The 21,016-nt window shown below is 60.8% G+C and carries 20 protein-coding genes and 1 riboswitch; of the genes, 8 read left to right on the top strand and 12 right to left on the bottom strand.

The genetic code is table 11. From position 1 onward, the window contains the following. Positions 1–40: 40 nt before the first annotated feature. Positions 41–291: riboswitch (cobalamin riboswitch) on the bottom strand. Positions 292–390: 99 nt separating this feature from the next. Further along, complete coding sequence (locus tag AACV02_RS23205) at positions 391–1,704, top strand: PQQ-dependent sugar dehydrogenase (protein ID WP_106576410.1); 1,314 nt, start codon at positions 391–393, stop codon at positions 1,702–1,704. 134 nt (positions 1,705–1,838) lie between these two features. Here AACV02_RS23205 and AACV02_RS23200 read toward each other — a convergent pair whose 3' ends face one another. The 5 genes from AACV02_RS23200 to AACV02_RS23180 all read right to left on the bottom strand — a co-directional run bounded on the left by AACV02_RS23200 (position 1,839) and on the right by AACV02_RS23180 (position 6,431). Next, complete coding sequence (locus AACV02_RS23200) at positions 1,839–2,378, bottom strand: C40 family peptidase (RefSeq protein WP_119742242.1); 540 nt, start codon at positions 2,376–2,378, stop codon at positions 1,839–1,841. Between the two features lie 145 nt (positions 2,379–2,523). Then, positions 2,524–3,153, bottom strand: coding sequence for a C40 family peptidase (locus tag AACV02_RS23195; protein WP_106576408.1), 630 nt, complete (start codon positions 3,151–3,153; stop codon positions 2,524–2,526). 213 nt (positions 3,154–3,366) lie between these two features. Further along, complete coding sequence (hda, locus tag AACV02_RS23190; protein ID WP_017134884.1) at positions 3,367–4,071, bottom strand: DnaA regulatory inactivator Hda; 705 nt, start codon at positions 4,069–4,071, stop codon at positions 3,367–3,369. A 203-nt stretch (positions 4,072–4,274) separates the two neighbouring features. Beyond that, positions 4,275–5,348, bottom strand: coding sequence for an AI-2E family transporter (locus AACV02_RS23185; protein ID WP_106576407.1), 1,074 nt, complete (start codon positions 5,346–5,348; stop codon positions 4,275–4,277). Between the two features lie 42 nt (positions 5,349–5,390). Next, on the bottom strand, positions 5,391–6,431 hold the full coding sequence (locus AACV02_RS23180; RefSeq protein WP_119742240.1) for a DUF2066 domain-containing protein: 1,041 nt from the start codon (positions 6,429–6,431) through the stop codon (positions 5,391–5,393). A gap of 355 nt (positions 6,432–6,786) precedes the next feature. On the opposite strand from AACV02_RS23180, the gene purM reads away from it, so the two are divergent. From purM to AACV02_RS23160, 4 genes are all read left to right on the top strand, one after another. Further along, a complete protein-coding gene (purM, locus tag AACV02_RS23175) occupies positions 6,787–7,845 on the top strand; it encodes a phosphoribosylformylglycinamidine cyclo-ligase (protein WP_020295613.1) in 1,059 nt (352 codons plus the stop codon). Further along, complete coding sequence (gene purN / locus AACV02_RS23170) at positions 7,845–8,495, top strand: phosphoribosylglycinamide formyltransferase (RefSeq protein ID WP_119742238.1); 651 nt, start codon at positions 7,845–7,847, stop codon at positions 8,493–8,495. Before purM ends, purN begins: the two co-directional genes overlap by 1 nt. An 8-nt stretch (positions 8,496–8,503) precedes the next feature. Beyond that, a complete protein-coding gene (locus AACV02_RS23165; protein WP_106576404.1) occupies positions 8,504–9,217 on the top strand; it encodes a DUF3108 domain-containing protein in 714 nt (237 codons plus the stop codon). A 376-nt stretch (positions 9,218–9,593) separates the two neighbouring features. Beyond that, a complete protein-coding gene (locus tag AACV02_RS23160) occupies positions 9,594–9,782 on the top strand; it encodes a hypothetical protein (RefSeq protein ID WP_119742236.1) in 189 nt (62 codons plus the stop codon). Positions 9,783–9,917: 135 nt separating this feature from the next. On the opposite strand, the gene AACV02_RS23155 is transcribed toward AACV02_RS23160, so the two are convergent. The 7 genes from AACV02_RS23155 to AACV02_RS23125 form a co-directional block, all read right to left on the bottom strand. Beyond that, entirely contained in the window at positions 9,918–10,463 is a 546-nt protein-coding gene (locus AACV02_RS23155; protein WP_014719402.1) for a DUF2058 domain-containing protein, read from the bottom strand. A 25-nt stretch (positions 10,464–10,488) separates the two neighbouring features. Further along, complete coding sequence (gene mazG / locus AACV02_RS23150; protein WP_119742234.1) at positions 10,489–11,322, bottom strand: nucleoside triphosphate pyrophosphohydrolase; 834 nt, start codon at positions 11,320–11,322, stop codon at positions 10,489–10,491. Between the two features lie 153 nt (positions 11,323–11,475). Next, positions 11,476–13,719, bottom strand: coding sequence for a GTP diphosphokinase (gene relA, locus AACV02_RS23145; protein WP_017134872.1), 2,244 nt, complete (start codon positions 13,717–13,719; stop codon positions 11,476–11,478). A gap of 138 nt (positions 13,720–13,857) precedes the next feature. Then, positions 13,858–15,210 carry a 23S rRNA (uracil(1939)-C(5))-methyltransferase RlmD gene (rlmD, locus tag AACV02_RS23140; protein ID WP_119742232.1) on the bottom strand — a complete coding sequence of 451 codons (1,353 nt, stop codon included), beginning with the start codon at positions 15,208–15,210 and terminating at the stop codon, positions 13,858–13,860. Continuing rightward, positions 15,210–16,112, bottom strand: coding sequence for a cysteine synthase CysM (gene cysM, locus AACV02_RS23135; RefSeq protein ID WP_106576400.1), 903 nt, complete (start codon positions 16,110–16,112; stop codon positions 15,210–15,212). The genes rlmD and cysM overlap by 1 nt, the downstream gene beginning before the upstream one ends. A gap of 241 nt (positions 16,113–16,353) precedes the next feature. Next, positions 16,354–16,959, bottom strand: coding sequence for a tRNA-uridine aminocarboxypropyltransferase (locus AACV02_RS23130; RefSeq protein ID WP_119742230.1), 606 nt, complete (start codon positions 16,957–16,959; stop codon positions 16,354–16,356). 4 nt (positions 16,960–16,963) lie between these two features. After that, positions 16,964–17,857 (bottom strand): LysR family transcriptional regulator, encoded by an 894-nt coding sequence (locus AACV02_RS23125; protein ID WP_119742228.1) that lies wholly within the window; start codon positions 17,855–17,857, stop codon positions 16,964–16,966. A gap of 247 nt (positions 17,858–18,104) precedes the next feature. On the opposite strand from AACV02_RS23125, the gene speB reads away from it, so the two are divergent. The 3 genes from speB to AACV02_RS23110 are packed head-to-tail and all read left to right on the top strand — an operon-like array spanning position 18,105 to position 21,013. After that, positions 18,105–19,055, top strand: a complete 951-nt coding sequence (gene speB, locus AACV02_RS23120) for an agmatinase (RefSeq protein ID WP_106576398.1) — start codon at positions 18,105–18,107, stop codon at positions 19,053–19,055. Beyond that, a complete protein-coding gene (locus tag AACV02_RS23115; RefSeq protein ID WP_119742226.1) occupies positions 19,055–19,477 on the top strand; it encodes a YybH family protein in 423 nt (140 codons plus the stop codon). Before speB ends, AACV02_RS23115 begins: the two co-directional genes overlap by 1 nt. Positions 19,478–19,498: 21 nt before the next feature. Beyond that, entirely contained in the window at positions 19,499–21,013 is a 1,515-nt protein-coding gene (locus tag AACV02_RS23110; RefSeq protein WP_119742224.1) for a purine-cytosine permease family protein, read from the top strand. Positions 21,014–21,016: the final 3 nt, after the last annotated feature.

Below are 21,016 nucleotides of genomic sequence, written 5' to 3'. Positions count from 1 at the left end.
GAAAATAGACACACAGACAGCCAAGCATCGCCCACCGTGATGCTGTTGGATGATCCAGGCCGGTCTCCGGACTCATGAGTGGCGCTTGCTCAGCGGAGCGAGCAGGCCGACGGCGCGCCTTCCCATATCACGCGGATACAGTGGCAAAAGGCACCGTCTTGACTCATTTACCGTTGCGGGGGCAGCGCCGGAATCGCGGCAGCACTGTGTACAAGTGCGCTCACTCACCGGCTTCCCTGTTTCACTCTGTCGACCCACAGGTCACAGAGCACCTGGAACAAGCCGCGAAGGTTAGTGGGTTGGGGGTGGAGCGTCAATTAAAGCCGGCCTTGCACTTGAACGATCGGACCGGCAAACGCCTCTACCCTTACAGGTATCAAGGAGAAAACCATGCATAAAACCAGACTTGCCTTACTGATCATGCTCGCAGGCACCCTCGCCGCCTGCGGTGAAAGCTCTACTCTGCAGGTGTCCGACGGCACCGGGCCCTCACCCAAGCTGCCGGAGCCGAACAAAACCCTGATCCCCACGGTGAACATCGCCCCGGCGATTGGCTGGCCAGACGGCGCGAAGCCGACAGCTGCCGCCGGCACTCAGGTCGCGGCGTTTGCAGAAGGCCTGGATCACCCGCGCTGGCTGTATGTATTGCCCAACGGCGACGTGCTGGTGGCGGAAACCAACGCGCCGCCCAAGCCGGATGACGCCAAGGGTATTCGCGGCTGGGTGATGGAGAAGGTCATGGGGCGCGCCGGTGCCGCCGTGCCGAGCCCGAACCGCATCACCCTGCTGCGCGATGCCGACCACGATGGCGTGGCCGAGACCCGCACCGTGTTCCTGGAGAACCTCAACTCGCCGTTCGGCATGACCCTGGTCGGCAACGACCTGTACGTGGCGGACTCGGACAAACTGCTGCGCTTCCCTTATCAGCCGGGCGAAACCGCGATCAAGGCCGCCGGCACCAAGGTGGTCGACCTGCCGGGTGGCAGCATCAACCACCACTGGACGAAAAACGTGGTGGCCAGCAAGGACGGCAGCAAGCTGTACGTGAGTGTCGGCTCCAACAGCAACGTCGGCGAAAACGGCCTGGCAGCCGAAGAAGGCCGCGCGGCAATCTGGGAAGTCGACCGTGCCACAGGCCAGCACCGTATTTTCGCCTCCGGCCTGCGCAATCCCAACGGCATGGCGTGGGAACCGCAGAGCGGCAAGCTGTGGACGGCGGTCAACGAGCGCGACGAGATCGGCAGCGACCTGGTGCCGGACTACATCACGTCGGTCAAGGATGGCGCGTTTTATGGCTGGCCATTCAGCTACTACGGGCAACACGTGGATGTGCGCGTCACGCCGCAGAACCTGGACCTGGTCGCCAAGGCCATCGCTCCGGACTATGCCGTGGGGCCGCACACCGCGTCATTGGGCCTGACCTTCGCCGAGGGCAGCAAACTGCCGGCGCAGTTCAGCAACGGCGCGTTTATCGGCCAGCACGGTTCGTGGAACCGCAAACCGCACAGTGGCTATAAGGTGATCTTCGTGCCGTTCGAAGGCGGCCAACCCAAAGGCCAGCCGGTGGATGTGCTGACCGGGTTTCTCAACAGCGATGAGAAAGCCATGGGCCGACCGGTCGGCGTGGTGATTGATCAGCAGGGAGATTTGCTGGTGGCCGATGACGTGGGGAATAAGGTGTGGCGGGTGTCGGCAGCCAAATAGCCGATCTCGGGTACAGCGCAAACCAATGTGGGAGCGGGCTTGCTCGCGCAAGCGGAGTGTCAGCCATCAGGCGTATCGACTGATCCACCGCCTTTGCGAGCAAGCCCGCTCCCACATCGGGATCTGCACTCGCCTTACGGGTTGCGCGCCAGATTCGCCGGCAACACGCGCTTGGCGCTCAGGTAGGCATTTTGCCAATAGGCTTTGGACAGCGTATCCAGCTTCACCGTGCCGCCGGTCTGCGGTGCATGCACGAATCGCCCTTCGCCCACGTAGATACCCGCGTGGCTTACTTGGGAGCCGCCGCCAGTGGCAAAGAAGATCAGGTCGCCGGTCTGCAGGTTATTTTCGCTCACGTCCTGGGCACGCATCACGATCAATTCACGGGTGGTGCGCGGCAGGCTGATGCCCGCAGCGTCACGGTAGACAAACCCGATCAGGCCGCTGCAATCAAACCCGGAGTCCGGCGTGTTGCCGCCCCAGCGATAAGGTGTGCCGACCAGGCCCAACGCACGGAAGAGCACGTCTTCGGCGGCCGGCGAGAAATTTTGCGTGGAGTAATTGAACACCGGCTTAGGCTTGACCACTACGGGAGCGGGCGGCGGTGGACGGCTTGCGCAGGCGCTGAAGAGCGCGGCGCAAACAAGAAGAATGAGGCGGGCTGAGGTCGACATGGGCAGAACAATCCTGGTCTGGATGCGGCTTTTCGCTGCCGAACGCTGAAAACCAGAACGCGCAAGCAAAGCTCGCGCGAACGGATTACAACAATATCCAGGGATTCTAGCGCTTACACGTCAAACTTCAAGTATCACTTTAACTTTACTTGCTAGCGGTAACCGTCGTCGGGGCCATGGCGAGTGCACGCTTGGCTTCGATGAAGGTTTTGCTCCAGTAACTGTCACCCAGATTGTCGACGCGGACACCGCCACTGCGACGGCTGCTGGAGTGAATAAACTGGTTATCGCCCAAGTAGATACCGGCGTGGCTGACACGACCACGGCCCGCCGTACTAAAGAAAAGCAGATCACCGGGCTTGAGGTTGTTGCGTGCGACCAACGGTGCATCCACGTTGATCATTTCGCGGGTCGAGCGAGGCAGGTTCATGCCGGCTTCTTCACGAAACAGGTAGCCGATGAAGCCGCTGCAGTCGAAACCGGCTTCAGAGGTACCGCCGAAACGGTAACGGGTACCGATCAGGGACATGCCGCGTTCAAGAATGCTGTCGGCCAGAACTGGAAGCTGGTAAGGCTTGCTGCCGGCGAAGTCGGCGAGTTCCTTTTCAGTTGCAACTTCTTCCTCGTAAACAGTGGAAGACTGCGTTGCAACGAATTTTGCCTGGGACTGTTGTGCTGGTTTTTGCTGCTCAGCCACGTTTTGAGTGTGGGTGGCGCAACCAAACAACAGGGTAACGAGTGCGAGAGGCACGAGGGGTGCGAAGCGATTTAGCATGGGCACGACCGTGGCTGGTATGTAAAGAAGTCGAGACTATGCCCACTATCACATCGATTTGCAAATTCAATCGTGATCTATGTGACTTCTTGTTTGAGCGATGACATCTAACCGCTTAACACCCATTACACGCCTTTTGCGTGGCCAAAGCGGCCCAAACGCAGGTTTTCTGGCGCCTGAAATTTGCCGAAAGCCGCGCAATACAAGGGCTGGCTACCAGCCGAGGGTTTCCTTGAGGAAGGGTATGGTCAGCTTGCGCTGAGCCTGCAGCGAGGCCTGATCGAGCTGTTCGAGCAAATCGAACAATGCGCTCATGCTGCGGGTGCCGCGGGTGAGAATAAAATGCCCGACTTCGTCGGTCAGGTGCAGGCCGCGACGGGATGCGCGCAGTTGCAGGGCGCGCAATTTGTCCTCGTCGGACAATGGGCGCATCTGGAAGATCAGTGCCAGGGTCAGGCGCGACTTGAGGTCGGCCAGCTTCACCGGCAGTTCACGCGGCGAGGTAGACGCGGCGATCAACAGGCGCCGGCCACTGTCACGCAGCCGATTGAACAGGTGGAACAGCGCCTCTTCCCAATCCGCCTTGCCGGCGATGGCCTGCAGATCATCCAGGCACACCAGTTCGTATTGCTCCAGGTGATCGAAGATGCCGATACCACGGTCCATCAACTCCGCCAACGGCAGGTAAACCGCCGGTTCGCCCATTTGCTCGAAGCGCAGGCACGCCGCCTGCAACAGGTGGGTACGCCCCACGCCGTGCTTGCCCCACAGATAGATCAGGCTTTCAGTCCACCCGGCGTCGGCTTCGCAAAGCCGCTCGACATAGCCGAGTGCAGCGGCATTGGCGCCTGGGTAGTAATTGATAAAGGTGGCGTCGTCACGCAGACGCACACCCAAGGGCAGCTGAATCGGTTTCATGCTGACTGAACGGCTCCAAACGAACCGTTAGTGGCCTCTGTGTAAAGTTTGCAAAGTTTATACCCGTGACGCCGGGCGCACAATGCAGCAGACCACAAGCAAAATCAAAGGTTTGCGTTAACTTGGGCGATTTGCGCAAATTGTTTGACACCCCGCCCGTAGAAACAACAAACCCGGCCTGGGCCGGGTTTGTGACGAAGCGGTTACAGATCGGGGTCTTCGACCCCGGTGTACACATCCGAATCCTTGTACAGATCATGCACATGGCGCACCAGCACCATGATCACCGCCGCCACCGGCAGCGCCAGCAGGATGCCCGTAAAGCCAAACAGCTCACCGCCTGCCAGGATCGCAAAGATCACCGCCACCGGGTGCAGGCCGATCCGGTCGCCCACCAGCAAGGGCGTCAACACCATCCCTTCAAGGGCTTGGCCGACCATAAACACTGCAACAATCCCGAGCATCGGGTACAGGTCGCCGCCAAACTGGAACAACCCCGCCACCAGCGCCGCGCCAATCCCGATCACAAAGCCCATGTACGGCACGATGGCAGCCAGACCGGCAATCAAGCCGATCAACAGGCCCAGCTCCAGGCCGATCGCCATCAACCCCGCTGCGTAGATGATTCCCAGCGCGAGCATCACCAGCAACTGGCCACGCACGAACGCGCCCAGCACCTCATGGCACTCCTCCGCCAGCGAGACGATGCGCTCCTCGTTGTTGCGCGGCAGCAGGCTGCGGATCTTGGCCATCATGATGTCCCAGTCACGCAGCAAGTAGAACGCCACCACCGGAATCAGCACCAGGTTGGTCAACCAACCGATCAACGCCAAACTGGACGCCGTGGCCTGACTGAGCACGACACCGACGATGTCGGTGGTCTGGCCCATGTGGTCACTGATCGCCGCCTTGACCTTGTCGAACTTCCAGAAGCCATCCGCCAACCCCAGCTTGGCCTGCGCCCACGGCATTGCCGTGTGCTGCAGCCAGTCAAGCATCTGCGGCGCCAGTTCATACAGGCGAAACAGTTGCTTGGCCAGCATCGGCACCAGCACCAATACCAGCGCGGTGATGATCAACGTGAACAAGGCAAACACCGCCACCACCCCCAAGGTGCGCGACAGGCCGGCCTTCTCCAGGCGATCCACCACGGGATCGAACAGGTAAGCCAGCAGCAGCGCGACCAGGAACGGCGTCAGGATCGAATGCAGCAAGAACACAAAAACGCACAGCAGGACAATCCCGCCAAGCCACACCCAACGACGCGTATCCGCCATAAACCACTCCATTATTTGCTTCTATCTATATAGGAAGAACAGTTACCACCGAAAACGCAGCTGCGCCTGAGGTTCAGGTGCTGCGGGCGCCTGCGCACCCTCCGCCACCGGCGGCGGAACAGCAGCTTCGCCCGCAGGCACTTCCTGCAACTTGGCCAGGCTCAACTGGGTACGCAATTGATCAGCACTGCCGTTGACGCGGTACACAATGCGAGTCCCGTCGACCAGCTGCGGCTGACCACCAAAAGGTTCGAGCAGATGGCCCAGTGAAGCGTAGCGCTCCAGGTTCATGCCCTGCACTTCGAGCAATTGTTCACTGCTCACACCGGGCTTGACCGCAAAGCGTGGCGCCAGCTTTTGGCTGACAGCCAGCAATACGGCGTCGGCCACGGCAGCGGTGTCGGCGCCCTGAGCAGTGCCTTGCTCAGTTTTGTCGCCCAACCACAGGCGCCATTTGGCCTGCCACTGGTTGCCTTCCTGACGGGCGTGCACCGCGAGCAACGCGTCGGTACCGTAGCGCTCGGAGGCTGCACGCAGTGGCGTGGCATCGGCGCTTTCCAGATTCGGCGCGGTGGCGACGACCTGCTCATCCAGATCACCCAGCGGCAGGCGCAACGGCAAACCCCGGTGTTGCGCCGCACGGCGCAAGGCACCGGCAACGGCTTGACCATCACCCACCAGGCTGCTGCCTTCGGTTGAGTCGTTCAGCCACCAGCCGAGAATCGACGGCCGATTGCTGCCCCAGATCGACAGGCCCGCTGCACGCAGGGCGCGATCGGTGCTCACCGGGTCGAAATCCACTTGCAGGCTCTCTGGGGGGCCGGCGTCGTAGCCATACTGGCTGATGATTTGCTGCGGATCTTTGCGAATCGCCGCCAGGCCCGGGCCTTCGGCAGCTTTGGCGTCGCCAGTCAAACGGATCACCAGGGTTTGCACGGCACGCTGGGTGGCCTGGTCGCGCTCTTGGGGCGACTGGCTGCTGACCGGTTCAAGTACTTGGTACAGGCCATTGAGGGTTTCGGCATGACTCGCCAGGCTGACCAACGACAAGCAGCCTACAAAGAAGAATTTACACAGACGCATGGAAGATTCCCGAACGACAAATTTAGCGGCTGGAACAGACCGCGTGAACCCGGCTTGCCAGGCTGTGACCACAGCAGCCGGTAAAACATTCACAGGGTCGCGGTAAGTTTTCGTACTGTCATAACGATAGCGGGTTAAAGGCTATACCTTAATACGCGCCATCACAGAGACGATTAGCAATTTTTTAACCGCGCTTTTTAACCTTTATGGCCCTGCCCGTCGGCCCGAGGATGGCCGCTGCCCCTCAAGCCTGATAAAATCGCGCGCCTTCGCAGACCGTCAACGGCTGGGCCTCTTCACGAAAGCCTTCGCCAGCTCGGTCGTTACCCAGAAATCCCCCCTAAAGGCCTGGATCATGAGCAAGCAACCCTCCCTGAGCTACAAGGACGCCGGTGTAGACATCGACGCCGGTGAAGCATTGGTCGAACGCATCAAGAGCGTCGCCAAGCGCACTGCGCGCCCCGAAGTCATGGGCGGCCTGGGCGGTTTTGGCGCCCTCTGCGAAATCCCGGCCGGCTACAAACAGCCTGTGCTGGTCTCCGGCACCGACGGCGTGGGCACCAAGCTGCGCCTGGCCTTGAACCTGAACAAGCACGACAGTATCGGCATCGACCTGGTTGCCATGTGCGTCAACGACCTGGTGGTGTGCGGGGCCGAGCCACTGTTCTTCCTCGACTACTACGCCACCGGCAAGCTCAACGTCGAGACCGCGACCCAGGTCGTGACCGGCATTGGCGCAGGCTGCGAACTGTCGGGTTGCTCCCTGGTCGGCGGCGAAACCGCTGAAATGCCAGGCATGTACGAAGGCGAAGACTACGACCTGGCCGGCTTCTGCGTCGGCGTTGTCGAAAAATCCGAAATCATCGACGGCTCCAAAGTCGCTGCCGGTGACGCCCTGCTCGCGCTGCCATCCTCGGGCCCGCACTCCAACGGCTACTCGCTGATCCGCAAGATCATCGAAGTGTCCGGTGCCGACATCGAGAACATTCAACTCGATGGCAAGCCGCTGACCGACCTGCTGATGGCCCCGACACGCATCTACGTCAAACCACTGCTCAAGCTGATCAAGGACACCGGCGCCGTCAAAGCCATGGCCCACATCACCGGCGGCGGCCTGCTGGACAACATCCCGCGCGTTCTGCCAAAAGGCGCCCAGGCGATCGTCGACGTGGCCAGCTGGCAGCGTCCTGCGGTGTTCGACTGGCTGCAAGAGAAAGGCAACGTCAACGAGACCGAAATGCACCGCGTACTGAACTGCGGCGTCGGCATGGTCATCTGCGTGGCTCAAGAGCATGTTGAAACAGCGCTGAACGTTCTGCGTGAAGCGGGCGAGCAGCCTTGGGTCATCGGCCAGATCGCGACTGCCCCGGAAGGCGCAGCTCAGGTTGAACTGAAGAACCTCAAGGCCCATTGATGTTTCAGACCTGTGATGTCGTGGTGCTGCTGTCCGGCACCGGCAGTAACTTGCAGGCCTTGATCGACAGCACGCGCACCGGCGACAGCCCGGTGCGCATCGCTGCGGTGATCTCCAATCGCAGCGACGCCTACGGCCTGCAACGCGCCAGGGACGCGGGCATTGAAACCCGCTCCCTGGATCACAAGGCCTTTGACGGCCGCGAGGCCTTCGACAGCGCCTTGATCGAACTGATCGACGCCTTTAACCCCAAACTCGTAGTCCTCGCCGGCTTCATGCGCATTCTGAGCGCCAATTTCGTGCGGCACTACGAAGGGCGCCTGCTCAATATCCACCCTTCCCTGCTCCCCAAGTACAAAGGCATGCACACGCATCAACGTGCGCTTGAGGCCGGCGACAGCGAGCACGGCTGCAGCGTGCACTTTGTGACCGAGGAACTCGATGGCGGCCCTCTGGTCGTACAGGCAGTGGTTCCGGTAGAGTCTGCAGATTCAGCGCAGACACTTGCGCAACGGGTTCACACCCAGGAACACAGGATTTACCCGCTGGCTGTTCGCTGGTTTGCCGAGGGGCGGTTGATTCTTGGCGATCACGGTGCATTATTGGACGGCCAATTACTTGCGGCCAGCGGCCACTTGATTCGAACCTAGGAGATTTTATGCGTCGCGCCTTGCTCTTCGCTTTTGCGCTGTTCGCCTTGCCTGCCGTGCAAGCAGCAGACCTTCACCCTTTCTCCGCCAGCTACACCGCCGACTGGAAACAGTTGCCCATGAGTGGTTCGGCCGAACGCAGCCTGACCAAGAATGACAATGGCACCTGGACCTTGAACTTCAAGGCTTCCATGATGATCGCCAGCCTCACCGAAACCAGCGTGATCCTGTTCGACAAGGACGCACTGCAACCCAAGAGCTACAGCTTCGAACGCGGCGGCCTGGGCAAGGCGAAGAAGATCAACCTGGATTTCGACCACGCGGCCAACAAGGTCACCGGTTTCGAAAACAAGGACCCGGTCAACGTCACGCTCGAAAGCGGCATGCTCGACAAATCGACTTATCAGCTTGCCCTGCAGCGCGACGTCGCCGCCGGCAAAAAAAGCATGAGCTACCGCGTGGTCGAGGGCACCGACGTCGATACCTATGACTTCCGCGTGATCGGCCCGGAAAAGGTCCAGACCAAAGCCGGCGCCATTGATGCGATCAAGGTTGAGCGCGTGCGCGATCCCTCCCAGAGCAAGCGCATCACCCAGATGTGGTTTGCCAAGGACTGGGGCGGCATCCTGGTTGCCCTGCGTCAGGTGGAAACCGACGGTAAGGAATACAACATCATGCTGCTGGACGGCACCGTTGACGGCAAGGCTGTCAAAGGGAGCTGATCGGCTGATGAGCTGAAAAACAAGCCTCGCTGAATGCGGGGCTTTTTTTCGCCTGCAGTTTGTGTGCTGGGCGTTCTACCGCTATCGCAGGCAAGCCAGCTCCCACATTGGAATGCGTTTCCATGTGGGAGCTGGCTTGCCTGCGCTAGCTTTGAAGCAAGCACTACAAGACTAAAGCCTAAGAGGAACATGAAACTTTTGTCATAAAACTCAGGCGCCTGCGACGCAATGTCGCGGATTACGCGGCCTGTGGGACAGTTGCAGTTTGTGCAATGAATTGTTGCGTGCAAAATCGGTTTACTTAGCAAGCTAACAAAACATATAAAAGAGGCCTGCGACGACTTGCCGCAGATCAACCAGAGATTGGAGCAAGCAGATGACTGTAAAAGTAACTGAACGCGACGATGCACACATGTCTCACGAAGCACTGGGCCATGGGATTCACATCTGGGATGTCCATCAACAAGACCAACTGGTCGGCATGTTCCACAACGAGAGCGAAGCCCACAATTATAAAAACGAGCTCGAATCTCTAGAGATGAAACGCCAGGCACAAAGCTCCTGAATACTGAAATCCACTAGGCTCCCCAGCCCCACGCAGCCAGGGTGCCTATAAACACAAACCCCGCCTTTTGAGCGGGGTTTGTGTTTATAGGCTTTGGCGTTGGGCGCGCCTGGCACGCCCGAGTGTTTTAACGCCTTACCACATCAGATCATCCGGGATCTGGTAGGCCGCGTAAGGATCATCCTCATCCGGCACCTGGCTTTCGGTCAGGATATTGAGCTGCACGATACGCTCTGGCGCACGCTCCTGAATCTTCAGCGCTGCCTCACGCGGGATCACCTCGTAACCGCCGCCATGGTGCACGATTGCCAGGGAGCCGTTGCTCAGCTTGTTGCGCATCAGCGTGTTGACCGACAGGCGCTTGACCTTCTTGTCATCGACGAAGTTGTAGTAGTCCTCGGTGGTCAGCTTGGGCAGGCGCGAGGTCTCGATCAATTGTTTGACCTGGGCCGTGCGGGCCTTGGCCTCAGCTTTTTCCTGCTGCTGGCGGTTCAGCTCCTGGTCGCGCTTGACCTTCTCGGCGTGCGCCTCGGCGGCCAGGCGTGCCTGGGTGTCATCCACCTCGGCTTGGCCCTTGTGGACCAGGCGCTGCTGCTTCTGTTTCTCTTTGCCGACCTGCTTGGCCTGCTTTTGGTTGACCAGACCTGCTTTAAGCAACTGGTCGCGAAGGGAAAGGCTCATGGTGCTCACTCACTTAGGCAACTGCTTAACCGCAGCTGGACAAATTCTTTTCCTGGCGTTTGGCTTCACCCCACAGGGCGTCCAACGCTTCGAGGGTGCAATCTTCTATGGATTGGTGCGTATCGCGCAATGCCTGTTCGATAAATCGGAAACGTCGTTCGAACTTGGCATTGGCGCCACGCAACGCAGCTTCCGGGTCAACCTTCAGATGCCGCGCCAGGTTGACCGCTGCAAACAGCAGGTCACCGACCTCATCGGCAATCGCCACCGGGTCGTTATCGGCCATGGCTTCGAGCACTTCATCCAGCTCTTCGCGCACGTTGTCCACCACCGGCAAGGCGGCGGGCCAGTCGAAGCCGACCTGGCTGGCGCGCTTTTGCAATTTGGCAGCGCGCGACAGCGACGGCAGCGCCGTGGGCACGTCATCGAGCAGGGACAGCTGCTGTGGCGCGTCGGACTTCTCCGCGCGCTCCTCAGCCTTGATCTGCTCCCAACGCTCCTTGACCTGCTCTTCGCTCAGCTGAGGAATATCCAGCGGCGCATACAGATCACCCGTGGGAAACACGTGAGGATGGCGGCGAATCAACTTGCGGGTGATGCTGTCGACCACACCGGCAAACTCAAAACGCCCCTCCTCCCGCGCCAGCTGGCTGTAATACACCACCTGAAACAACAGGTCGCCCAGCTCACCTTGCAGGTGATCAAAGTCGCCGCGCTCGATGGCGTCGGCAACTTCATAGGCCTCTTCGAGGGTGTGCGGGACGATGGTTGCGTAGGTTTGCCTGATGTCCCACGGGCACCCGTACTTTGGGTCGCGCAGGCGGTTCATGAGGTGCAGCAGGTCTTCAAGTGAATACATCAGTCTCTTTCCGCCGAGGTGAGAACGCTGAAAATCAAATGTGGGAGCGGGCTTGCTCGCGAATGCGATAGGTCAGCCAATGCATCCGGCACTGACACACCGCTTTCGCGAGCAAGCCCGCTCCCACATTTTAATCCGCGCTCATCCAGCTGCTCATGGTGTGCGATTACGCCGCGTTTCAATGATGTTCGGCAACTGAGAAATCCGCCCCAGCAACCGACCCAACGCGTCCAGCCCCGGAATCTCGATGGTCAGGGACATCAACGCCGTGTTGTCCTCTTTGTTCGAGCGGGTATTGACCGCCAGTACGTTGATCCGCTCATTGAGCAGCACTTGCGACACGTCACGCAGCAGGCCGGAACGGTCGTAGGCGCGAATGATGATGTCCACCGGGTAAGTGAGCACCGGCACCGGGCCCCAGCTGACCTGGATGATCCGCTCCGGCTCGCGCCCGCCCAGTTGCAGCACCGAGGCGCAATCCTGGCGGTGAATGCTCACGCCACGGCCCTGGGTGATGTAACCGACAATCGCGTCGCCCGGCAACGGCTGGCAGCAGCCGGCCATTTGCGTCATCAGGTTGCCCACGCCCTGAATCTGGATATCGCCGCGCTTGCCCGGTTTGTAGCCGGTGGCTTTGCGAGGGATCAGCTCCAGCTGCTCGCTGCCGCGCTCCGGCTCGACCAGTTGCTGCGCCAGATTGACCAGTTGCGCCAGGCGCAAGTCACCAGCGCCAAGGGCTGCGAACATGTCCTCGGCGATCTTCATGTTGGCTTTTTCGGCCAACTTGTCGAAGTCCACCTGCGGCAGGCCCAGGCGCGCCAGCTCGCGTTCGAGCAAGGTTTTACCGGCCGCGACGTTCTGGTCGCGCGCCTGCAATTTGAACCAGTGAACAATCTTCGCCCGAGCCCGCGACGTGGTGATGTAGCCCAGGTTCGGGTTCAACCAGTCGCGGCTCGGCGTGCCGTGCTTGCTGGTGATGATCTCGACCTGTTCACCGGTCTGCAGGCTGTAGTTGAGCGGCACGATGCGCCCGTTGATCTTGGCGCCCCGGCAGTTGTGACCGATTTCGGTGTGCACGCGGTAGGCAAAGTCCAGTGGCGTGGCGCCCTTGGGCAAGTCGATGGCGTGGCCGTCGGGGGTGAAGATATAGACGCGGTCGGGCTCGATATCCACCCGCAGCTGTTCGGCAAGGCCGCCAATGTCGCCGAGTTCTTCGTGCCACTCAAGCACTTGGCGAAGCCAGGAGATTTTCTCTTCGTACTGGTTGGACCCGGCTTTGACGTCGGTGCCCTTGTAGCGCCAGTGCGCGCACACCCCAAGTTCAGCCTCTTCGTGCATGGCGTGGGTGCGGATCTGCACCTCCAGCACCTTGCCCTCAGGGCCGATCACTGCAGTGTGCAGGGAGCGATAGCCGTTTTCCTTGGGGTTGGCGATGTAGTCGTCGAATTCCTTGGGAATGTGCCGCCACAAGGTGTGGACGATACCCAGCGCGGTGTAGCAGTCGCGCATTTCCGGCACCAGCACGCGCACGGCGCGTACGTCGTAGATCTGGCTGAAGGCCAGGCCCTTGCGCTGCATTTTGCGCCAGATCGAATAGATGTGTTTGGCTCGGCCGCTGATGTCGGCGTCCACGCCGGTGGCCTGCAACTCGGAACGCAGCTGGCCCATCACGTCGGTGATAAAGCGCTCACGGTCGAGCCGCCGCTCATGCAGCAGCGTCGCAATCTGTTTGTATTGATCGGGCTCGAGGTAGCGAAAGGACAAGTCCTCCAGCTCCCACTTGATATGGCCGATGCCCAAGCGATGCGCCAGCGGCGCGTAGATGTCGAAGACTTCGCGGGCTACCCGGTTGCGCTTTTCGTCGTCGGCGGTCTTCACCGCACGGATCGCGCAGGTGCGTTCAGCCAGCTTGATCAGCGCAACGCGCACGTCGTCGACCATCGCCACCAGCATTTTGCGCAGGTTCTCGACCTGGCCCTGGGTGCCCAGCACCATCGACTGGCGCGGGCTGAGGCTGGCACTGATAGCCGCCATGCGCAGCACGCCGTCGATCAGTTTGGCCACGACCGCGCCGAAACGCTGGCTGACCGTCGGCAACGGAATGTGCCCTTCGCGCACGCCGCGATAGAGCACGGCGGCGATCAGCGAATCCTGGTCCAGCTTGAGATCGGCAAGGATCTCGGCGATTTCCAACCCGGTGCGAAAGCTTGACGTGCCCTCCGCCCACAGGTTTTTGGCCGCATTGTCTTGTTGTTCAGACTCACGAGCGAACTCGCAGGCTGCTTTCAAGGCTTCACGGTCCAGTGCCGGGTCGACACTGACGGCATGATCCAGCCATGCCTCGAGATTGATACTGCCGTCGGTGTTGATCGGCTGGTGTGCTCTCACCTGTACCATCTTGCTTACCTTCCCTACGACGCACCTTTAATGCGCCAAAAATCATCGCTGACCTGCTTTACCTGAATAAAGCTTACACACACTCCCTGGCAGGTCACGGCCCTGGAGAATGCAGGCCAGTCGGATTAAACGGGCATCCTAGCCCGCTTCAAATAACGCCATGGCCTCGACATGCGCGGTTTGCGGAAACATGTCGAGGATCCCGGCACGTTTTAGCCGGTAGCCTTGCTTGACCAACTCAACCGTGTCCCGCGCCAGCGTGGCCGGGTTGCAGGACACATACACCAGACGCTTGGCCTTAAGGGTCGCGAGCTTGCGCACAACCTCCAGGGCTCCATCACGGGGTGGGTCCAAGAGTACCGCAGAAAAGCCCTGTTTGGCCCACTCCGCGTCAGTCAAAGGCTGGGATAAATCGGCCTGAAAAAACTGCACATTATGCAAATTGTTGCTGACGGCATTCTGCGCCGCCCGGTCCACCATGGTCTGCACGCCTTCTACCGCGACCACTTCACGCACCTGCCGGGCCAGTGGCAAGGCGAAGTTGCCGAGCCCGCAGAACAAGTCCAGTACCCGCTCGTCGGGCTGTGGCGCCAGCCATTCCAGGGCCTGGGCGACCATCGCGGCGTTGACGCCGGCGTTGACCTGCACAAAATCCCCGGGCCGATAAGCCAGCTCCAAATCCCATTGTTCCAACCGATAACCCAGCGCCGAATCCGTCTCGACCGACTCCGGCTGGCCTTCGCCATGCAGCCACAACTGCGCGTCATGGTAGGTGCAGAATTCTTGCAGGATCAGCAGGTCCGCCTCGGACAACGGCGCCATGTGCCGCAGCAGCACGGCAATCGACGAGCCGCTGAACAACTCCACATGCCCCAGCGCCTGCGGCTTGCTCAGGCGGCGCAGCATGTTCGGCAAACGCTGCATGATCGGTTGCAAGGCTTGTACCAGCACCGGGCAATCATCAATGGCGACAATGTCCTGGCTGGCCACCGCGCGAAAACCCACTTCAAGGTTTTTCGCCTTGGCATCCCAGCGTACGGCCACGCGGGCGCGTCGGCGGTAGCCGAATTCCGGGCCACTCAACGGTGCGGCCCACACCTGCGGCTCGACACCGGCGACGCGAGACAGTTGTTCGGCGAGCATGCGCTGTTTCAGGGCAAGTTGTTCGGCGTGGGGCAAGTGCTGCACGCTGCAACCGCCGCAGCGGCCAAAATGTGCGCACGGTGCCGGACGGCGCAGCTCGCTGGCCGTGAACACGCGTTCGGTGCGCGCCTCGACCACTTTGCCGTGGGCGCCCAATACGCGTGCTTCGACCTCTTCGCCGGCCAGCGCGCCATTTACAAACCAGGTGCGGCCTTCAAAGAACACAATGCCGCGACCGTCGTTGGCCAGGCGCTCGATGGTCAGACGCTGCTTCTTGCCTACCGGAATTTGCGGGGCTCGGCTGCCGCCCGTCGGTTGAAAGCGCAGGCCTCTCTCGTGCTTGGCCATCAGTTGGGTTCGTCGAAAATGCCGGTCGACAAGTAACGGTCGCCTCGGTCACAGATGATCGCGACGATCACTGCGTTTTCCACTTCCCTGGACAAACGCAACATACCGGCCACGGCGCCACCGGAGGACACGCCGCAGAAAATGCCTTCTTCACGCGCCAGACGGCGGGTGGTGTCTTCGGCTTCGCGCTGGGCCATATCGATGATGCGGTCCACACGCGTCGCGTTGTAGATCTTCGGCAGATATTCTTGGGGCCAACGGCGAATGCCCGGGATGGCCGCACCTTCCATCGGTTGCAGACCCACGATCTGGATCGCCGGGTTCTGCTCCTTGAGGTAGCGCGAATTGCCCATGATGGTGCCGGTGGTGCCCATCGAGCTGACGAAATGGGTGATGGTGCCCTGGGTCTGACGCCAGATTTCCGGACCGGTGGTGGTGTAGTGCGCCTCCGGATTATCACCGTTGGCAAATTGGTCGAGTACCACGCCACGGCCTTCGGCGGCCATGCGCTCGGCGAGGTCACGCGCACCTTCCATGCCTTCTTCCTGGGTCACCAGGATCAGCTGGGCACCATAGGCGGTCATTGCCGCCTTGCGTTCGGCGCTGCCGTTGTCGGGCATGATCAATACCATCTTGTAACCCTTGATGGCCGCGGCCATGGCCAGGGCGATGCCGGTGTTACCCGAGGTGGCTTCGATCAGGGTGTCGCCGGGCTTGATCTGCCCGCGCAGTTCGGCGCGGGCAATCATCGACAGCGCCGGGCGGTCCTTGACGGAGCCGGCCGGGTTGTTTCCTTCGAGCTTGAGCAACAGGGTATTGCTGGTTTCACCCGCCATGCGTTGCAAGCGGACCAGGGGCGTGTTGCCGACGCAATCGGCGATTGTAGGGTACTGCAAGGTCATGGCGTATTCGCAATCCAGACTGCGGGGGCGGACATCATACCGGGAAAGGCTGGCGGGCCATATCACGCAAAGTGTGGTGCTTATGGCTTATAGGAATAAGTAAATAGGATGTGTCCTGCAACGGCGCTATCGCGGGCAAGCCCGCGCCCGCAGGTAGCCGGAGGTCGGCGCAGAATCTGCGGCGAATGCAGATCAATGTGGGAGCTGGCTTGCCTGCGAAGGCCACGCCTCGGTGACGCTGTTACCCCAACTGCCCGTTGCCATGATTTTTACGAAACACCTCTTCGCCCATCGCAGAGATCTGTCCCTCAATAAGCGCCTCAAACGGTGTGAGCAATGCATCAAAAGACGCCGGCGCCTCCAGCACCTGCAAGGCCTGCACAATCGCCTCCACCGTCGACAACGCCCCCGGCCCTGGCGCCTTGCGCAGCCGGTAGCGGGACACCGCACCCTCGGCCAGGGTGACTCGAGGCAACGCCGCCAGTAATGGATTGAGGTGCAACAATTTGCGCGCCTTGCGCCAAGTACCGTCAGGCACCACCAGCAACATAGGTTCGTCAGTCGATGTGTAGGCCTGCAAAGGCTGCGCATCCTCAGCGGGAAACAACAACCGCGCCTGGTAGCCGGGCGGGTTCAATAAGGTCGGCAAATCCTCAAACACCTCACCCACCACCAATTGCGCATTGTTCAACCCCAACGCCGCCAGCCGCGCAGTATTGAGCGCGTGGCTGACCTCGCTCGGGTGCTGCAGCAGCAACACGCGGGTGCGGCTGTCGAGGCTGGGGATCAGCGCGCACAGGCAATGGGTGATGGGCCGCAGGCAGCGGGAGCATTGGGGTCTGGACATGGTTTCAGGCCTGGTTGAGCTGGGCTTTGAGTAAATCGCGGAAGGTCTGGATCAACGGCTCGCGGCTGCGGCCCCGGCGCATGATCATCGAAAATGGTGCCTGATAGCCGAAGGTCGCCGGCAGCAATACGCGCAGGTCGCCCTTGTCGGCCCAGGCCTGGGCGTAATGCTCGGGCAGGTACCCGATGTAGGCGCCGGACAGCACCAGAATCAACTGGGCTTCCATACTTTCCACCGTTGCCGCGCTGTGTTTGAAGCCGTGGCGCGCCAGTTCGGCCTGGCTCCAGTAGCCGCGCCCGACCATGCGCTGTTGGGTGATCACTTGTTCGGGGATGCGCCGTTCGTTGAACAACGGATGGCGGGTGCTGCAATACAACCAGTGTTGCTCGCGGTACAGCGGCATGTAGATCAGCCCGCTCATGCGGTTGGAAAAGGCGCCAATGGACAGATCCAGGCGATTGTCCTGCACACCCAGTTGCAATTCGTAAGGGCTCATCACCGAGAGGTGCAAATGCACGGCCGGGTGTTCCTGGCTGTAGGCGCCAATCACCTCAGCGAACGGCAGCGCCTTGTCGCTGACGGTGGAGTCGAGCACGCCCAGCTTCAATGTGCCGCGCAACTCGCCCTTGAGCGCTGCGGCGTATTGCTCGAAGCCTTCCAATTCGCCCAAGAGGCGCAGGGTTTCCTGATGGAACAGCTCGCCCTTGCTGGTCAGGCTGAACCCGCCGCGCCCGCGATGGCACAGCACCAGACCCAACGCCGACTCCAGCTGACTCATATAAGTGCTGATGGCCGACGTCGACAGGTTGAGTTCGTGCTGGGCGTTGGCGAACCCCTGGTGGCGCACGACGCTGACGAAGATGCGCAGGAGTTTCAGGTCGGGCAAGGCGTTGGCCATGGGTTCTCCAGAAGCAAACATACAACCTGTGGGAGCGGGCTTGCTCGCGAAGGCGGTGGATCAATCGAACCCGCCGTGACTGACACACCTAATTGGCGAGCAAGCCCGCTCCCACATTTGAGCCGAGTTTACCCCAAGCGTTAGTTTAGAAAAATCTGAACTAAGTATTTGCCCCTGCCGATTCTTCCCGCCCTGGGCTTTTCGCAGAATCGGCCCCTAATAACCACAACAACGATGAGGCACTCCTGTGGACAAGATTTTTCACCAACCACTGGGCGGCAACGAAATGCCGCGCTTCGCCGGCATCGCCACCATGATGCGACTTCCCCACCTGCAAACGGCCAAAGGCCTGGATGCCGCCTTCGTCGGCGTGCCCCTGGACATCGGCACCTCGCTGCGCGCCGGCACCCGTTTCGGGCCGCGGGAAATCCGCGCCGAATCGGTGATGATCCGCCCTTACAACATGGCCACAGGCGCCGCACCGTTCGACTCCCTGTCGGTTGCCGACATCGGCGACGTGGCGATCAACACCTTCAACCTGCTCGACGCCGTGCGCATCATCGAGCAAGCCTACGATGAGATCCTCGAGCACAACGTGATCCCGATGACGCTGGGCGGTGACCACACCATCACCCTGCCGATCCTGCGGGCGATCCACAAGAAACACGGCAAGGTCGGGCTGGTGCACATCGATGCCCACGCTGACGTCAACGATCATATGTTCGGCGAGAAAATCGCCCACGGCACCACCTTCCGCCGCGCAGTCGAAGAAGGCTTGCTCGATTGCGACCGCGTGGTGCAGATCGGCCTGCGCGCCCAGGGCTACACCGCCGAAGACTTCAACTGGAGCCGTAAACAGGGCTTTCGCGTGGTTCAGGCTGAAGAATGCTGGCACCACTCCCTCGCGCCGCTGATGGCCGAAGTGCGTGAAAAAGTCGGCGGCGGCCCGGTGTACCTGAGCTTCGACATCGACGGTATCGATCCGGCCTGGGCACCAGGCACCGGCACGCCGGAAATCGGCGGGCTGACCACTATCCAGGCGATCGAGATCATCCGTGGCTGCCAGGGCCTCGACCTGATTGGTTGCGATCTGGTAGAAGTTTCGCCGCCTTACGACACCACCGGCAACACCTCGCTGCTCGGCGCCAACCTGCTGTACGAGATGCTCTGCGTACTGCCCGGCGTGGCGCATCGCTGATGAGCACGCGCGAGGTGCTGCACGCCGCGGCCGAACTGGTCTCGGCCTTCGCCCGCAATGACCGCGCTGCCTACTTCGGCGCGTTCACGGCCGATGCCAGCTTTGTGTTTTACACCCTCCCCCAGCCGCTGCTCAGCCGCGATGCCTACCAGGCATTGTGGGACAGCTGGCGCCGGGACGAGGGGTTTGAGGTGCTGTCCTGCGCGTCAAGCAACGCCTTTGTCAGCCTGCAAGGTGACGTGGCGATTTTTATTCATGACGTGGCCACCGAGCTGCGCATGAACGGGGAGCAATTTTTTAGCCAGGAGCGCGAGACCATTGTCTTCAAACGGCAAGGGTCTGGCACACAACAAAAACAAGGCCTGTGGCTGGCCTGTCACGAACATTTGTCCGCTATGCCGGAAGGGCTGCCGCCCCCTTAGCCAATGTGATCGGAGCTGATCATGAATAATAAAAACAACGATAAAAGTATTCGAACGATAGAAACCAACGGGGTCGAACAGATCCCGGACCACGAGCGTACTGCCGGGCCCAAGGATCTGTTCCGACTGATCTTCGGCGGTGCCAATACCTTTGCCACCGCCGTGCTGGGTTCGTTTCCGGTGCTGTTCGGCTTGTCGTTCCAGGCCGGCGTCTGGGCGATTGTGCTGGGCGTGCTGGTGGGGGCGCTGATCCTGGCGCCCATGGGCCTGTTCGGGCCGATCAATGGCACTAACAATGCCGTGTCGTCCGGTGCGCACTTTGGTGTGCACGGGCGCATTGTCGGCTCGTTTCTGTCGCTGCTGACGGCGATTGCCTTCTTCTCACTGTCGGTGTGGAGTTCAGGCGATGCGTTGGTCGGCGGTGCGAAACGGCTGATCGGCCTGCCGGAAACCGACCTGACGCTGGGCCTGGCCTACGGCCTGTTCGCCTTGCTTGTACTCACCGTGTGCATCTATGGCTTTCGCTTCATGCTGTGGGTCAACCGCATTGCGGTGTGGGCGGCGAGTCTGCTGTTCCTGCTGGGCATCTTCGCGTTTGCGCCCGCCTTCGACAGCCACTTCGCCGGCACCGTCGGCCTCGGCCAGAGCGGCTTTTGGGCGGCCTTCATCGGCGCTGCGCTGGTGGCGATGAGCAATCCGATTTCCTTTGGTGCATTCCTCGGTGACTGGTCGCGCTACATCCCGCGTGAGACGCCGAAAATGCGCATCATGCTGGCAGTCGTCCTGGCTCAGATCGCTACGTTGATTCCGTTTCTGTTTGGCCTGGCCACGGCGACCATCGTGGCGATCAAGGCCCCGGACTACATCGCCACCAATAACTATGTCGGCGGTTTGCTGGCGGTGGCGCCTACCTGGTTCTTCCTGCCGGTGTGCCTGATCGCGGTGATCGGCGGCATGTCCACTGGCACCACCTCGCTGTATGGCACCGGCCTGGACATGTCCAGCGTGTTTCCGCGCCTGCTGTCGAGGGTCAAGGCCACGCTGCTGATCGGCGTAATGTCGATTGCCTTCATCTTTATCGGACGCTTCGCCGCCAACCTGGTGCAAAGCGTGTCGACTTTCGCCGTGCTGATCATCACCTGCACCACGCCCTGGATGGTGATGATGATCATCGGCCTGATTGTGCGCCGCGGCTTCTACTGCCCGGACGACTTGCAGGTGTTCACTCGCGGTGAAACCGGCGGGCGCTACTGGTTCAGCCATGGCTGGAACTGGCGCGGACTCGGGGCCTGGATCCCGAGTGCGCTGGTGGGTTTGTGCTTCGTCAATTTGCCGGGGCAGTTTGTCGGGCCGCTGGGCAACCTGGCCGACGGCATCGATATCAGCCTGCCGGTAACGCTGGGGTTGGCCTCGGTGGTGTACCTGAGCTTGCTTCGACTGTTCCCGGAACCGGCGGCTGTTTATGGCCCCCAGGGGCCGCTTCGCAGCCCAACGGGAGCAAATTCCCTCGCCACAAAAAGCGCCTCAATAGCCTAAAAA

The organism is Pseudomonas sp. Larv2_ips, assembly GCF_963879675.1.
Classification (GTDB): Bacteria; Pseudomonadota; Gammaproteobacteria; order Pseudomonadales; family Pseudomonadaceae; genus Aquipseudomonas.
The sequence above is the reverse complement of the archived record's forward strand: the minus strand, read 5'-3'. Positions and strand labels throughout refer to the sequence as shown.

Bases quoted from the DNA above. Each gene is read 5' to 3' on its own strand.
- AACV02_RS23160 (WP_119742236.1), top strand. From the start codon at position 9,594: ATGACTGTAAAAGTAACTGAACGCGACGATGCACACATGTCTCACGAA.
- purM (WP_020295613.1), top strand. From the start codon at position 6,787: ATGAGCAAGCAACCCTCCCTGAGCTACAAGGACGCCGGTGTAGACATC.
- AACV02_RS23125 (WP_119742228.1), bottom strand. From the start codon at position 17,857: ATGGCCAACGCCTTGCCCGACCTGAAACTCCTGCGCATCTTCGTCAGC.
- relA (WP_017134872.1), bottom strand. From the start codon at position 13,719: ATGGTACAGGTGAGAGCACACCAGCCGATCAACACCGACGGCAGTATC.
- AACV02_RS23115 (WP_119742226.1), top strand. From the start codon at position 19,055: ATGAGCACGCGCGAGGTGCTGCACGCCGCGGCCGAACTGGTCTCGGCC.
- mazG (WP_119742234.1), bottom strand. From the start codon at position 11,322: ATGTATTCACTTGAAGACCTGCTGCACCTCATGAACCGCCTGCGCGAC.
- hda (WP_017134884.1), bottom strand. From the start codon at position 4,071: ATGAAACCGATTCAGCTGCCCTTGGGTGTGCGTCTGCGTGACGACGCC.
- AACV02_RS23205 (WP_106576410.1), top strand. From the start codon at position 391: ATGCATAAAACCAGACTTGCCTTACTGATCATGCTCGCAGGCACCCTC.
- AACV02_RS23110 (WP_119742224.1), top strand. From the start codon at position 19,499: ATGAATAATAAAAACAACGATAAAAGTATTCGAACGATAGAAACCAAC.
- rlmD (WP_119742232.1), bottom strand. From the start codon at position 15,210: ATGGCCAAGCACGAGAGAGGCCTGCGCTTTCAACCGACGGGCGGCAGC.
- AACV02_RS23200 (WP_119742242.1), bottom strand. From the start codon at position 2,378: ATGTCGACCTCAGCCCGCCTCATTCTTCTTGTTTGCGCCGCGCTCTTC.
- AACV02_RS23180 (WP_119742240.1), bottom strand. From the start codon at position 6,431: ATGCGTCTGTGTAAATTCTTCTTTGTAGGCTGCTTGTCGTTGGTCAGC.
- cysM (WP_106576400.1), bottom strand. From the start codon at position 16,112: ATGACCTTGCAGTACCCTACAATCGCCGATTGCGTCGGCAACACGCCC.
- AACV02_RS23155 (WP_014719402.1), bottom strand. From the start codon at position 10,463: ATGAGCCTTTCCCTTCGCGACCAGTTGCTTAAAGCAGGTCTGGTCAAC.
- AACV02_RS23185 (WP_106576407.1), bottom strand. From the start codon at position 5,348: ATGGCGGATACGCGTCGTTGGGTGTGGCTTGGCGGGATTGTCCTGCTG.
- AACV02_RS23195 (WP_106576408.1), bottom strand. From the start codon at position 3,153: ATGCTAAATCGCTTCGCACCCCTCGTGCCTCTCGCACTCGTTACCCTG.
- AACV02_RS23130 (WP_119742230.1), bottom strand. From the start codon at position 16,959: ATGTCCAGACCCCAATGCTCCCGCTGCCTGCGGCCCATCACCCATTGC.
- purN (WP_119742238.1), top strand. From the start codon at position 7,845: ATGTTTCAGACCTGTGATGTCGTGGTGCTGCTGTCCGGCACCGGCAGT.
- AACV02_RS23165 (WP_106576404.1), top strand. From the start codon at position 8,504: ATGCGTCGCGCCTTGCTCTTCGCTTTTGCGCTGTTCGCCTTGCCTGCC.